This is a genomic window from Breznakiella homolactica (assembly GCF_016616095.2).
Classification (GTDB): Bacteria; Spirochaetota; Spirochaetia; order Treponematales; family Breznakiellaceae; genus Breznakiella; species Breznakiella homolactica.
The window spans coordinates 3,238,154-3,251,771 of the sequence record NZ_CP067089.2 but is presented as its reverse complement, the minus strand read 5'-3'; the positions used below and the strand labels follow the sequence as shown (position 1 = coordinate 3,251,771).

Sequence of the window (13,618 nt, the reverse complement as noted above, 5' to 3'; positions counted from 1 at the left end):
CAATATGACGGCGGAAAAGAGTTACGCCCTTCTGGAGGCTATACAAAAATCAGTTATGCCCGTTGTGATACCGGCGGGTTATTTCTGTGTATGCGTATATCTCAGAGAAAAACACAGAGATAATTTTCTCAACAACTGGATGGGAACACTGAACAGCATTATTACGGTATCGCTCGTTTCCGGAGCGGCGCTGTTTTTTATAATTCTGATAGTGAATATCCAGGCCAATAACGGATACGACTCGCTTTTCTACGGATTGATCGGCGGAATTGTCGGGATAATAATTGGGCTGGTTCTGACCCTGGGAACATCCGTCCGGAATTTTTTCAAAGAAAAAGCCGCGTTCTATTATTCCGCGCCGGTCATTGTGGCCCTGTTTTCAATATTACTTCTAATAAACATCTGGTATAAATTTATTAAAGAATAAAAACGATGTACGGATATCTTGCTTCGCCTGATAAACACCGGCTGAGACAGGCCGGACAGAGGAGGAATACATTGAAATTTCTAACCCCATTTTTAGTCATGATTTTTTGCTGTTCAAATCTATTTTCCGCGGGCCAGGCGGAATCAGGGAGAAGCGCCAGTTATAACGCGGCTGAGACAAATCAATTCGCCGAGTCTTCCCAAATTGATACGGCAGCGGCGATAAACGATTATGACTTTCCGTATGAAATTAATCCGCAGGAAGACGTATCTGTTTTCGTTCAATTAGAAAAGAACAGGACCTTAAAAACAGAAAACAACCTCTTCAATGAGAACCTGAATTTGTTTATCGGCCTGCGGGTTAACGAAAAAAATTTCTTCGCGAAAGAAACTGTAAATTACATAATCTTCCTGCAAAGCCCGGAGTTACTCCGGGATGACGGACTGAAAAACAGCCTTATTGATGTTTTAACCGAACTCCGGCGGTCACAGCCCGCCGAAGGCGTACTGGGGATATTTACCGAGGAGGATACCGGAATTAAAGAAATCAGTTCCGTTTCATCCGTCCGCAATATTATATCGGAGCTGAAGGAAAGTAAAAAACAGAGCACCACCAGCGCAATAATTGACCGGATTATAAACTACAGAAGCGGCGTGCCCAATGATTTTCTCACGCGGATAGTTTGGATTTCAAACAGTGACCCGTTTAAGGATGCCGGCGAGCGGCAGATGATTAATTTTTTTATGGAACTTAGTTCCCAGAACAATATCAGTTTTTCATATCTTATTTACGGAGAAACACCGGATTACGGAAACCTGAATGACAGGCGCGTACTGCGGAGAGAGCGGAAACGGTATAACGACATGCCGAACTGGGAAGCGATAAACAGCGCCCTCGTAAAATACGGCGGCAATTCATATTTCGCCCAGTCACCGTCGGAATTAAAAGAAATAATTACCGATGACTATAATAAATTCATTTACCCTGCGGTCAGGGATATTAAAATCAGCGTGATCTTAAAACCATGGATAAGCCCAAGAATTAATAATGCTGAAATAAAAAACATGGATTATGACGAACACAGAATGTTTCTGCATCCCATAACCTTAAAATTACAATATCCTCAAACCAACAGAAATAACCCGGAAGAAAATGATGAGATAAAAGAAATATTCGAAACGGGAATTATACCAATCGGCATGTGCATAATACAGTATTATTCATTAAATGAAGAAAAAACCGTCTATAAAACATTTCCCCTTGAAATCGCCTCAACCGATGATTACGGAGAATACGCTGCCGGAATGAATACGGTAATACAGGACTATGCCGTTCTGCAGAAGACCGGGGAAATTCTGAAACAATTATCGTATTTCCGCAACAGAAACATTCAGACAGACGCATATTTTAATATGGCATTACGGGTGAATCAGCAAATACGGGATCTGGAGAAAATTTACAACGGGCAATCCAATCAAATAATAGAGTCTGATGTTGAAGTTCTTGAGATGAATCTCAATTTGCTTTTAGAGCAGATAAGAAAATCAGAATACATGAAGTAGCGGATTTATGGAATATAAATTTACCGGAGCATTAAACTTTGATGATTTTGTCCAGGCCCAAAGGGTTGCGTTAAAAAGTGTTTTTTTCACGAGAAAAATAATTATTAATTTTTGCCTGATCCTATTCATTTTTACTTTTTATTTAAAGTATTTTACAAAAGGTATTTCTCTGAGAGACACGACAACATTAGTTGTGATAGTCGGTTTTGCGGCTCTATTAATTGTCTTGCTGGTGATGTTTAATTCAAAAAGAATATACAGAAAATCCTTTGAGACAAATAAATTGATAGCCGAAGAATGTGAGTATACGATCAATGAAGAGCAAATCCTTGTTACTTCGGAAAGCGGCAGCTCCATATTAAATCATGGGAACATATATAAAATAGTATTTGATAAGGATTCTATTTATCTTTTTATGGGAACCAATACCGCCAAAGCCATAAAAAAACGATTCCTGAGGGACGAAGAAGAATATGACAGTTTGGTAACATTCATAAAAAATAATTATGGGGATAAAATCAAAGGAAAAAAGAGAACGTGAAGATACTGAACCTCGGAAACATAATTGCGAATAATTATATTATCGAAACGCCCCGCGGATACCTTATCATAGACACGGGGTACCCGGGCGGTTATAGCCGGTTCCGGCGCAAGCTTATAAACGCCGGAATAGCCCTGGATGATATTCGGGTTATTTTTGTAACCCATGCCCATGACGACCATGTGGGATTTCTCGGGGATCTCCTGGCGGACACGGACGTTCCCGTAATCATGCATGAAGAAACTCCGGAACGGCTGCTCCTGGGACACAACAAAAACCGGGGCGGATGCCCGGGCCTGGCTGCCAGGTTTTTCGTCGGAGCCATGGCTTTGACGGGCAGCGGCGGCCACGAGTTTCCGGCGGTATCCGCCGGGGACAGAGCATTGCTCTGGGACGGAAAAACCCAGCATCTGCGGGAAATGGGGATTCCCTTCACCATCCTGTCCCTGCCAGGACACACCGGGGATTCCATCGGCTTTATAACTCCTGACGGCAGATTGTTCTGCGGTGACGCGGCAATGAACGGCGTTCCGAGTGTTAAGCGGAAAATAATCTGGATTGAGGACCCGGACGCGTACCGGGATTCCTGGGACAAAATGACCGGCAGCGGCGCCGTTACTATTTACCCAGGCCACGGAGCGCCTTTTCCCATGAAGGATCTTATTAAATACCGCGGCAGCCTGGACGCAATAACAATATATAAAACGAAACAGCCCCAGGAATAACCGCAGCCGCTCCCGGCCGCCGATCGATCATTCCGGATTGGGCTCCGGATCGCTCTGTATCCCGCCGCCGCTTTCCCCGGTTTCCCGCGATTTTTCCAGCTGTTTCCGTTCCCGTCTTTTTTCGGTGATCAGATAAATCACGGGGATAAAAAACAGGGTTATGAATGTTGAACTGAAGAGTCCCCCGAAAATGCTCTGCCCCAGGGGGGAGTAAATCTCCGACCCTTCCCCGGTACCGATGGCCAGGGGAATTATTCCGAGAAGGGTGGTCAGGGTGGTCATAAGGATTGGTTTGAGCCTGGAAGCGGCGCCGGTAAGGACCGCTTCTTCCAGAGGCATCTTATCCCGGTCCCTGAGCAGGTTTATGTAATCGATAAGCACAATACCGTTGTTTACCACAACTCCCGCAAGGGCAACGATGCCCAGGAGCGACACAATGCTCAGGGACGAACCGAAGATAAGCAGCCCCGCGCTGACACCGATCATGGTAAAGGGAATCGAAGACATAACCAGCAGCGGCTGGGTAAAACGTTCAAACTGGATAACCATTACCGTGTAAACCAGGAACACCGCTATGGACAGGACCACCGCCAGGGACTGGAAGGATGACAGCATTTCCGCCGTGGTCCCGCCGATTTCCCAGCTTGCCCCGGGAACGAGGCCCCTGGTGCTGAGCAGATCCTGTACCCGCCGGGAGGTTTCCCTGACGTTGGGGTCCCGGAGGGCGGCGCTCACCGTGAGGGACCGGGATTTGTTCCTGTGGCTGATGCTGGACATGGTTTCCCCGGTCCTGAGCTCGGCGAAGGTGGCGTAGGAAATGCTGCTTCCTTCCGGGGAACCCAGACTGAGACCGTAGAGTACATCCTGGGGAATCTCCCCGTTGGAGAGGCTCGTCCTGAGCTCAATGGGATAGTTATCATCCTCACCGTAAAAGGTCCCCAAATTTACGCCGTTGAAAACGATCCGGTTTGTCATAGCCGCTTCGTAGGATGAAAGGCCCATGGTCCCCAGATACTGATGCAGAAGTTTCGCCGTCATTTCCTGCTGATTGAACCGGATGTTAATATCCGTATCAACCACATTTGGATCCCGGGCCATGTATTCCTGCACCTGCTCCGCCGCGGCGATTACCGTATCCATACTGTTCCCGTAAACGTTGACCACAAACCCCTCGCCGCCGGTAGCCATGGACAGCAGGTTAGAAACACCGCCGTTCCTGAACGACGCGTTGATATCCGGGATGATCCGGGGAATCTCATGCTGCAGCTGGTTTATGATTTCGGTAACGTGGCGTTTCCGCTGCCCTACACCGGTGAGCTTAAGGGTACCGTATGCCCGGTTATGCTCAACCCCCGACCCGAAGGAACCGCTCTGCCCCACCACAAAATACGACGATTCAACTTCATCAGGAAGAATTCTTTTTATTTCCTCATCAAGGCGGAGCACTTTATCTCTGGTCATTTCCAGGGTATATCCGCCGGGGGTTTCAATATCGATTTCCAGTTCCGCCATATCCGTCTGGGCGAGGAATTCAAATCCCAGGAGGCGGAAAGAGAGGATGCTCAGGACCAGCAGCGCAAAGGTCCCCAGAAGAAAGGATCTTCTGTTGGCCAGGGCGCCCCGGAGAAGATTCTGGTATCCCTGGGTAAGGGAGCTCATAAACCCTTCGACCCGCCGGGCGATTCTGGTTCCCACGGTTTTTTTAGTATCCTTTTTGAGGAAGAGCGAACAGAGGAAGGGCACCGCGATGATGGCCACCAGCATGGAACTGAACAGCGCGAAGATAATGGTCCAGGCCACATCCTTGAGGATGAGCCCCGCCAGGCCGGTGATAAACAGCAAAGGAAAAAACGCCGCCAGGGTCGTTGTGGTTGACGCGACCACGGCCATACCCACCTCATCGGTCCCCAGGGAAGCCGCTTTCTTCCGGTCCATCCCCGCGTCAAAATGGCGCTGGACATTTTCGAGAACCACAATGGAACAGTCCACGATCATACCGATGGCGGCGGTAAGGCCCCCCAATGTCATGAGGTCGAGACTCGAACCTTTCGCCCACAGCCCGATAAGGGCAAACAGAATACACAGGGGTATGGATAGCCCAACGATGAATGTGGTATTCCGGTTGTGGAGAAATATAAAAAGGATAACCACCGCGAGAATCGCTCCCATAACGGCCGATTCAATAACGGAATTTATGGACATGGAAATATTTTCACTGTCGTCCTTAAGGTACACAAAGGAAAGCCCGCCGGCGTGTTCCGCTTCGATCTTACCGAGGGCCTCGCGGATATTCCCGCTGATGGCGATACTGTCGCCGTCGCTCTGCTTAATCACCGAAAGTACCAGGGAATCGTTTCCGTCGGCGATAACGTAATTCGTCCGCCGGTCTTCCCGGACGGCAACTTCCGCCGCGTCTTTGAGCCGGATATACTGGCCGTCCCTGAACGCGAGAACCTGGTCCTCGATGTCCCGGAGGGATTCGTACCGTCCTTCGGTACGGATATTGAGACTGTACCCGTGGTAAATCCCGTCGCCTCCGGGGAGTGATACATTGGAAGCGCTTATGGTCCGGGAGATATCCGGCAGGGAAAGCCGGAGCGCCCTGATCCGGTCCATATCCGCGGTGATTTCAACCACATCGCGGCTGTCGCCGTTCATATTTACCTGGGCAACCCCGGGGACCCGGGAAAGGGTCGGGATCAATTCATCTTTGCAGTACTTCGACAATTCGCTCCGGCTGCCCTCACCTTCCACAAGGATTGTCATAACCGGCAGAAGATCCGTGGAGTACTGGAGAATACTGGGCGGCGCGGGAATATCGGAAGGAAGCTGGTCCGTGACGCCGTTTATTTTTTCCCGGATTTCCGGAATCCTGCGGTCTGTCTCCTCATTGTAATCGAGTTCCAGGGTGATGATGGACACCGAATTCCTGGAAACAGAAGTCATCTGCTTAAGACCCGTTAAGGTGCCCAGGGCATCTTCCAGAGGGTCCGTGACTTCACGCTCAATATCCGCCGGGCCGACCCCGGGCCAGGTGGTAACCACCACCACCGTAGGCAGGCTGAGATTGGCGATGAGATTCCTGTTGAGGCTGAACGCGGCCAGAACGCCGAATACCAGAAGAACAATAAGGACCATAAGAATGATCTTCGGATGCTTTATGGAAAAATCGGCGATTTTCATTGAACGGAAACCCCGGGGTTTTCGGAAAGGATGTTGAGCTTCTGGCCCGGAGTAATAAAATGCTGGCCTTCAAGGATATAGCTGCGGCGGCTTAACTCCCGGGGTATTTCAAAAACATCCTCATTAAAAAAGGCCGGACTGTACTGGACGAATTGGGCCTCGCCGTTTTCATCCGCGTACCAGAGGCGGTCCCGGGAGCCGAGAACCCGGAAGGGCAGATAATACACATCCTCCCGGCGTTCCAGGATAAATGAGACATTGGCGAACATTCCGGGCCGCAGCCCCCGCTCCGCCCCTTCGGGAATCACGTACTCCACCAGGAAACTCCGGTTTTCCGGGGATATGTACGGCGCGAGGCTCAGGGGCTCCAGGATGAAGGTCTCCCCTTCCAGGGCCCGGACGGTGAGTCGCACTTCCATGGATTCCCAGTTCTCCGCGAAAAAGCGGTAGTGAATTTCCGGCACCGCGGCTTTGATCCTGAGGTCGCCCAGATCGCCGATGGTTACCAGAGGCATACCGGTGTCCACCAGCCCGCCTTCGGTACCGTGACGCATAAGCACGATGCCGTCCATGGGGGCACGGACGTTCGTATAGTCGAGGTTGAGTTCCGCCAGTTCGAACTGAGCCTTAGCCGCCTCATAGGCCGCCCGGGCTTCCTCAAAATTCTGCCGGGTAGCGGCCTGGTTCTGGTATAAGCCGTTTATCCGGTCGTAGGTTGACTTTGACGTGGTATACGCCGCCTTGGCCTGGAGAAACGTAAGATCGTACGGAGCGGAATCGATGCGGGCAAGGAGCTGATCCGCCGTTACCTGGGCGCCGGGATTGGCGTCCAGAAAAACCAGTGTTCCCGCGACCCGGGGGACCAATGTAATGAGCCGGCCGGTTTCAACCTGGCTGCTGATGTGTATGGTTTTTTCAATGCTGCCCAGCACTGGGTTTATGGTAATAACGGGAGCAAGAAACTCCTGGGTTGTTTCCCGGTCCTTGCGGAGTATCGACCACACTGCGGCGGCAAACAGCACAGCCAGGACCGCGAAAATCACAATTTTAACCGGAGAACGCTTCAGGTTTTTACCGGATTTCATCTTTTTGTACCTTTATCCCGACCGGGTCCGCGCCGTCTCTGGTGAAAAATCAGAAATACACTTCTCCTCCGCGGGATTATTATATATTATTGTACATAGTACAGAATATTGCTCCGGAAATGAAGGAGTAAGGGGGATTATTTTCGGAAAATAACGATTATGAAAAAGAAAAAATCCTTCGGGAAAAAAGCCGTCTTCTGCGCGGTATTTTCTGTTTTATTGTGTTCCATGAATCTCTCGGGCCAAACCGCGGCGGACGAGGTTTCCCTGTGGGACCGGGAAAGCCTGCTGCAGGCGGCCCTCCGGGGTAACACCGGGATACTTTCCGCGGAAAGCAAAAGCCGGGCTGCCCAATCTCTCCATTCCGCGGCAAAAGCCTCCCGGCTGCCGGACATCCGCTTAATGTCAAATCTGAGCTACATGACCAATCCCCAGACCTTTACCATTGACCAGGGATCCATTTTCCCCGGAGGCACAATCCCCGTAACAATACCCAGCCTGCCGGGAACGACCATACCCATTGATATTCCGGCCCTTCCCCTGGAGGATTTTAAAATCCGTCTTACCGAAAATACCTATTACGAATTCGGGGTGACCCTGGAGCAGCCTGTTTTTACCTGGGGCAGGATCAGCAATTCCATCAAGGCCGCGGAACTGGGAAGCCGGGCGGCGTTGATCCAGGTTGAATATGAAAGGCGCAGCCTTGAGACCATGCTGGACGTGTATCTCTATGGTCTGGCGTATCTCCGGGAAATGCAGGCAATCCTCGGAGAGCAGCGTATCTGCGCCGACCGTCTCATTCATATTTCAGAAGAAAGCTATGCCGGGGGTTTCCTGCTCCGGACGGATCTTCTGGAAGCCCGGATGCTGGCCGCCGAAGTGACCCTGGGAGAATACAGCCTTCTGGAAAACCAGGGCCGGAATTTCCTTGCCCTGAAAACCCTGGCTGGACTGCCCGGCCTTGACCTTTCCGGGGTACGGCTGCCCGAGGCGGCGGCGGTCCGGGAAAGCCTTGGCTATACCCGGGAACACAAGGACGAACTGTTATCCAGGATTCACGCCCAGAACCCGGGCCTCAGACTGCTGTCCCTGCAGACCCAGGCGCATGAAAAAAAACTCGCCGCCGCGAAAGGCCAGTTTTACGGAAAACCGGAGCTTGGGGTGTTCCTCCAGCTTTCCTACGCTGGGCCGCGGTTTCCCTTTATAGAAGATGACTGGCGGAAGGACAACAACGGAAATTTTACCGCTACCCTGGGGATCCGGAGCCTGCTGTTTGACGGCGGCAGTATATACCACAGCATCGCCGGAACCGAAGAGGAACTGATCCAGGCACGGCTGGAGGAGGAAAAGGGCTGGCGGGACATGGAGGAATTCCTCGACCGGACACTGCTTCAGCTGGAAGTATCGAAACGCAAGCAGGAATACCTGGAATTAAAGATGCATGCGGCCCTGTCAAAAAAAGAACAGGCCGAAAACGAATGGAACGCCGGGTACGGCGGAGAACGGGAAGTGCTTATCCAGGAACTGGACTGGTACGCCCAGCGCGTTGCCCTGCTCCAGGAAGAACTCAGCGCCCTGTACCTGGCGCTTCAGCTGGAAAACGTTCTAGGCGGCTGACGGTATACGCTGACCGCAAATCCCGCAAAGCACAAAAATTCAATATTCAGGGATTTTCCCCGCCGCGGCACGGTCAGTCTCCCTGATTATCCTTTTCCAAAAGATATTGGTTTATCTGTTCCAGGCCGGGATACATCAGCTGTTCCGGTTTCGGCGGTTTATACCGGGCCCCGGTAAATACCGGCGTATCCCGGAGGCACCGTACCCGGGGATTTTTCCGCAGAAAAGTATCACGCTCCTCCGCGTTTTCAAATATGCGGTACCGTTTGTCCCCGCGGCTGTAGATAAGCTCATAGATACCGCAGGATTTTCCGGACAGGACCTCCGCGGCCCGGAGGTAAAGCAGCGCCGTCTCCGCGGAACCGAAGGGCATAAAACACCGGGCCTTTTTCTCGCCCCGGACATCGATACAGATAAGCCGGCCGCACCGGGAACAGCGGTACTGCCGGTGTTTTTCAAGACACTCCCGGGCGCCCTTTACCGGGGTTGCCCGGGGACCGCCGGAGTAACATTCAGGACAAACGGTTTCTTTTTTCATATACGATATTGTAGACCCTCCCCTTAAGGGAAGGTCAATGGGAGTCTCGCCATCACGGTATATTCTATATCGTTTCTGCGGTACGTTTTTATTTTTTTCATGCCGATTTTTTCGGAAACCCGCTGGGACGCGACGTTACCAGACCGTGAGTAGGAATAGACCGCCGGAAACCCCAGGGTCTTCACCGCGTATTCAAGGCACACGGCCGCGGCTTCGCTGGCGTATCCCCGGCCGCAGTATTCCCTGATAATATGGAACCCTATTTCCGGCAGGGTTTCCCCGTCGATATTCTGAAGGGTAATGCCGCAGTCCCCCAGGCAGGACCCGTCGCTTTTCAGGACCACAGCCCACAAACCGAAACCGTTGACCCGGTAGCGTTCGGTATTTTCCCGGATCCAGTTTTCCACTTCCGCTTCGCTGTAAGCGTGGGGATAATGCCGCATCGATTCTTCGTCCGACAGGACCCGGCAGAGCGCGGCTTTGTCTCCGGGCACCATTTCCCTGAGGAAAAGCCGCGGGGTTTCCAATACAGCCACTATTTTTTTATTTTCCTTCTTAAGGCGACGGTTTTGTCCGCCCATTTCCGCTCAAATTTGATCCGGCTTTTCCTCAGGTGGTCCCTGGTTTCCGCCGCTTCGTTTATGATGGATTCGGCCTTGCCGGTTTCGCCCTGTTCTATCAGATATTCAGCGTAATAATAATTAATTTCAAAACTGCTGAATTTCTTTCTGAACTGCTCATACAGAAGGTCCGCCGATGCCTTGTCCTGGATGTGTTCCGCTATTTTGAGTTTTATGAGGACTTCCGATTCCCGGCTGTAAACAAATCCGGTTTCCTCCAGAACCTTGACGGTACCGGCGGCTTCTTCATACCGTTTGAGACCGTACAGGGCTTTTGCCTTCATAAGCAGGCATGAGGGGTTATTTTTTTCGTGACCCGTAAGCAGTGCGTCGTAGAGCCGTACCGCCTCCTCAAAATATCCCGAAGCAAGGTACTCATCCGCCAGGGCTTTGCGGTTCTGGAATGAAGGAGTAAATTCGGCTTCACTTTTGAGCTTATCGATTTTACGGGAAGGCATTATTGTGGAAACCACAATGTCACTGATTTCATGGAGTGATTTTCTTGTGCGGAGATCCGGCAGAATTTCGGCCAGCAGGTAGGCGATGCCTCCAATGTATGGAAGAAAAATTATAACCCAGATCCACGTTGTGTTCCGGCCTGTCCTGAAGACATGGATGACACAGGCCAGCTGAATCAAATAGGGTAAAATAGCCAGAATATAATACACCTTCAGCCTCCGCTGCCATCATACCCTATGGGCAGAACCTCCGGCAACCGCCGGCACCGGATCGGAGAAGCCTTCTCCCATACCCGGCCCCCGCCGCAATAGAGCACCTGCATTTTACATGGCAGCGGAAGCCGCGCGAAGCGGGGCCGGAACGAGAGCTCATGTCCTTCGGATATAAGTAGCCTTCTTTTAAGGGCAGCGCCGAGCCGGTTAAACAGGAATGTACCCGGACCGTACTGGTAAAGCCAGGGCCCGCAGTGCCGGTAATTCACCGGTGCGTTCCGGCTTGAAAGATTCGGTTCTATCCCTACCGGAGCGGAATAAACAGATCGATGTTGCAGGGAGGGGTATCTTCCATTATAAACCGGAGATAATCCGCGAGAAAATCCAGGCGGTATTCGTCTATGATCCTGTATCCCGGAGACTGGAAGATGTCTCCGGCGTTGAGGTACTCGGTTCCCGCAAAATACCGGGCGTTCAGGGTACCCACGGTCTCAACCACAGCGTCAAACTGCTCCTGAGTCAGGACCCCATCCGGACCGCGGCGCCGGACCATTCCTTCGGAACGTTTCTTGAAAAAATCCTCGGCATTCCGGGAAAAATTAAGCAGGGTCTCTTCCTGCCGTCCGGTCGCGGCGGCCCAGTGTTCCACATCCACGGACTGCACCGAATACTGCCAGCCGCTCTTTTCCGGAACAAACTGAAGCACCCCGTGCTGGTGGGGATAGACCGACAAGGCGCTGGTGGCGATATCGTATACAACCCCCGACGGCGCCGCGTATTGGGAGATATCCTGGGCGTGAATATGTCCGGTAAGGACGAAATTAATACCCAGTCCGGAAAATAACTCCGCCAGCGTCCGGGAATCATCCACCGTAAAGCCCTGGTTTACCATGGGATGGTGGTCCATAAGGCTGTGGTGCATACTGGTCACCAGCACGGCTCCGTCCCTTTTCGCGGACTCGGCCGCGCGCCGTATCCACTTTCTGGTACTGGCCGGAACCGCGCCGTCGGCCTGAGGTATCCCCAGCTGCGTATTGCGGGAATACTTATTCGTATCAATCATCAGGAGACGGAGCCCGGGAAAGGGTTCCGCTACATAGCTGAGGGTATCCCGGTCCCGGGAAAGCGCCTCGCCATACCCGAATTCATCGTAAATTCCGGCAAATTCTTTGGATGTAACGGAATCGGTCCGGTAGGCATTGTCCCTGAAAAAAGCCCTTGCCCAGGGATTCGCGATATCGTGGTTTCCGGGAATTACAAATACCTTTGTTCCGAAGGATTCGATCCGGGAGAGATACTGGGCAAGCTCCCTGTGGCTTTCCCGCTCGCCGTTGTAGGTCAGATCCCCGTTAAGCAGGAGAATATCCGGCGGATCGTTCTCCATAGAAAAGGCGAGTGCCCTCAGGACAGGATCCACCGCCTCAAGATTTTTCCCGTCCCCTTCCCCGGACATCCGCCGGAAAAGCGGTCCGCTGTCATGGAGGCTTTGGGCCAGATAATGAATATCATTGGTAACGTATATCCGAATATCCGGCAAAAACACCCCGTCACCGGTTTCGGGCACACCCGCGGCAAAGACGGCGGACGCGGCCGCGAGGAGCCAGCAGAAATATATATATTGAAAGAAATATCTCCATTGTACCGGGCGGCCCCGGAATGTTCTGTTGTCCGCCATACCAAACCCCGTTCCTATGATTCCCGGAATCCGAAGCACCAGTCCAGGGCTTTCTTCAGGGCGTCATTAAAAAAATACCAGTCATGCCTGCCGGACCATTCTTCGCAGGTAAAATCAAAGGGCAGATTTTTCATTTTTTCCCAGAAACGGACATTGGACTTATACAGGTAATCCTCGGTACCGCAGGCGCAGAAAATCTTGGGCTTTGCGGGGGCCGAAGCCGCCGCAAGAGCCAGTTCGGTAATATCGTCGGCGGCATTCCATTCCAGGTCCGGTCCCAGAATCGAATAAAAATCCCGGACCAGTTCCTCTCCCTGATGAATACGGGCGGCGGCTTTGACGGGATCATCCTTCATTGCCGCAAGGGTTTCTTTCAGATCGAGACTGGCGGAGGAAAAAGCCGCGCAGTACCCGTAACGGCCGGGTTTCGACAAAGCGAATTTGAGGGCACCGTACCCGCCCATGGACGCGCCCATAACCGCGGTGTTTTCTGGCTCCGGAGATATCCTGAAAACCCGGGCGCAGATTTCCGGAAGTTCTTCGCTCACATAAGAAAAGAACTTAGGCCCGTACTTCATATCAGTGTAAAAACTCCGGCCCGCTTCGGGCATGATAAAAACGGCATTGTACTCCCGGACAAAAACCGGAAGCATGGTATTATCCGGCCAGCTCCCGCTGCTGCCGTGGAGCCCGTGCAGCAGATACACGGTCCCGGCAGGAGTGGTACTGCCGAAAGCATCCGGCAGCACCACGGTTACAGCCGTATCCATGGCAAGCACTTCCGAATATATAGTTCCGCGGAAAATCATGGCAGCATTCCTTCAATCGTTTTTTCCATTTTTAAGCGGTACAGTATCCGCTGTCAGACCCGGTAAAATCATATCCAAGGGCCGGCAAAAATCATAGACCCGCCGGGCGTTTTTTCCTGCCGGCCTATACACGGATCAAAAAAACTTTATACTGTTATGCAGAAA

General features: G+C 51.8%; 12 protein-coding genes. 5 read left to right on the top strand and 7 right to left on the bottom strand.

Translation table 11 applies throughout. The features are described 5' to 3' along the window. Positions 1-4: 4 nt before the first annotated feature. From JFL75_RS14695 to JFL75_RS14680, 4 genes are all read left to right on the top strand, one after another. Complete coding sequence (locus tag JFL75_RS14695) at positions 5-427, top strand: hypothetical protein (RefSeq protein ID WP_215627431.1); 423 nt, start codon at positions 5-7, stop codon at positions 425-427. Between the two features lie 71 nt (positions 428-498). Continuing rightward, positions 499-1,989, top strand: a complete 1,491-nt coding sequence (locus JFL75_RS14690; RefSeq protein ID WP_215627430.1) for a hypothetical protein — start codon at positions 499-501, stop codon at positions 1,987-1,989. Positions 1,990-1,996: 7 nt separating this feature from the next. Next, complete coding sequence (locus JFL75_RS14685; protein WP_215627429.1) at positions 1,997-2,530, top strand: YcxB family protein; 534 nt, start codon at positions 1,997-1,999, stop codon at positions 2,528-2,530. Next, positions 2,527-3,255, top strand: a complete 729-nt coding sequence (locus tag JFL75_RS14680; protein ID WP_215627428.1) for an MBL fold metallo-hydrolase — start codon at positions 2,527-2,529, stop codon at positions 3,253-3,255. Before JFL75_RS14685 ends, JFL75_RS14680 begins: the two co-directional genes overlap by 4 nt. A 27-nt stretch (positions 3,256-3,282) precedes the next feature. On the opposite strand, the gene JFL75_RS14675 is transcribed toward JFL75_RS14680, so the two are convergent. Both JFL75_RS14675 and JFL75_RS14670 read right to left on the bottom strand, forming a co-directional pair. Continuing rightward, on the bottom strand, positions 3,283-6,438 hold the full coding sequence (locus JFL75_RS14675) for an efflux RND transporter permease subunit (protein ID WP_215627427.1): 3,156 nt from the start codon (positions 6,436-6,438) through the stop codon (positions 3,283-3,285). Beyond that, positions 6,435-7,523 carry an efflux RND transporter periplasmic adaptor subunit gene (locus JFL75_RS14670; protein WP_215627426.1) on the bottom strand — a complete coding sequence of 363 codons (1,089 nt, stop codon included), beginning with the start codon at positions 7,521-7,523 and terminating at the stop codon, positions 6,435-6,437. The genes JFL75_RS14675 and JFL75_RS14670 overlap by 4 nt, the downstream gene beginning before the upstream one ends. A 159-nt stretch (positions 7,524-7,682) precedes the next feature. Here JFL75_RS14670 and JFL75_RS14665 point away from each other — a divergent pair, with 159 nt between their 5' ends. After that, positions 7,683-9,140: a TolC family protein gene (locus JFL75_RS14665; RefSeq protein WP_215627425.1), complete on the top strand. Its 1,458-nt coding sequence runs from the start codon at positions 7,683-7,685 to the stop codon at positions 9,138-9,140. A 73-nt stretch (positions 9,141-9,213) separates the two neighbouring features. Here the strand turns inward: JFL75_RS14665 and JFL75_RS14660 are convergent, their stop codons facing one another. From JFL75_RS14660 to JFL75_RS14640, 5 genes are all read right to left on the bottom strand, one after another. Beyond that, positions 9,214-9,678, bottom strand: a complete 465-nt coding sequence (locus JFL75_RS14660; RefSeq protein ID WP_215627424.1) for a hypothetical protein — start codon at positions 9,676-9,678, stop codon at positions 9,214-9,216. Between the two features lie 23 nt (positions 9,679-9,701). Then, complete coding sequence (locus tag JFL75_RS14655) at positions 9,702-10,214, bottom strand: GNAT family N-acetyltransferase (protein WP_215627423.1); 513 nt, start codon at positions 10,212-10,214, stop codon at positions 9,702-9,704. After that, entirely contained in the window at positions 10,214-10,966 is a 753-nt protein-coding gene (locus JFL75_RS14650) for a tetratricopeptide repeat protein (protein ID WP_215627422.1), read from the bottom strand. Before JFL75_RS14650 ends, JFL75_RS14655 begins: the two co-directional genes overlap by 1 nt. Before the next feature lie 307 nt (positions 10,967-11,273). After that, a complete protein-coding gene (locus tag JFL75_RS14645) occupies positions 11,274-12,644 on the bottom strand; it encodes a metallophosphoesterase (RefSeq protein WP_215627421.1) in 1,371 nt (456 codons plus the stop codon). Positions 12,645-12,658: 14 nt separating this feature from the next. Continuing rightward, on the bottom strand, positions 12,659-13,453 hold the full coding sequence (locus JFL75_RS14640) for an alpha/beta hydrolase (protein ID WP_215627420.1): 795 nt from the start codon (positions 13,451-13,453) through the stop codon (positions 12,659-12,661). Positions 13,454-13,618: the final 165 nt, after the last annotated feature.

Coding starts and splice junctions, on each gene's coding strand:
- JFL75_RS14695 (WP_215627431.1), top strand. CDS start 5: ATGACGGCGGAAAAGAGTTACGCCCTTCTGGAGGCTATACAAAAATCA.
- JFL75_RS14660 (WP_215627424.1), bottom strand. CDS start 9,678: ATGAAAAAAGAAACCGTTTGTCCTGAATGTTACTCCGGCGGTCCCCGG.
- JFL75_RS14645 (WP_215627421.1), bottom strand. CDS start 12,644: ATGGCGGACAACAGAACATTCCGGGGCCGCCCGGTACAATGGAGATAT.
- JFL75_RS14665 (WP_215627425.1), top strand. CDS start 7,683: ATGAAAAAGAAAAAATCCTTCGGGAAAAAAGCCGTCTTCTGCGCGGTA.
- JFL75_RS14670 (WP_215627426.1), bottom strand. CDS start 7,523: ATGAAATCCGGTAAAAACCTGAAGCGTTCTCCGGTTAAAATTGTGATT.
- JFL75_RS14685 (WP_215627429.1), top strand. CDS start 1,997: ATGGAATATAAATTTACCGGAGCATTAAACTTTGATGATTTTGTCCAG.
- JFL75_RS14675 (WP_215627427.1), bottom strand. CDS start 6,438: ATGAAAATCGCCGATTTTTCCATAAAGCATCCGAAGATCATTCTTATG.
- JFL75_RS14640 (WP_215627420.1), bottom strand. CDS start 13,453: ATGATTTTCCGCGGAACTATATATTCGGAAGTGCTTGCCATGGATACG.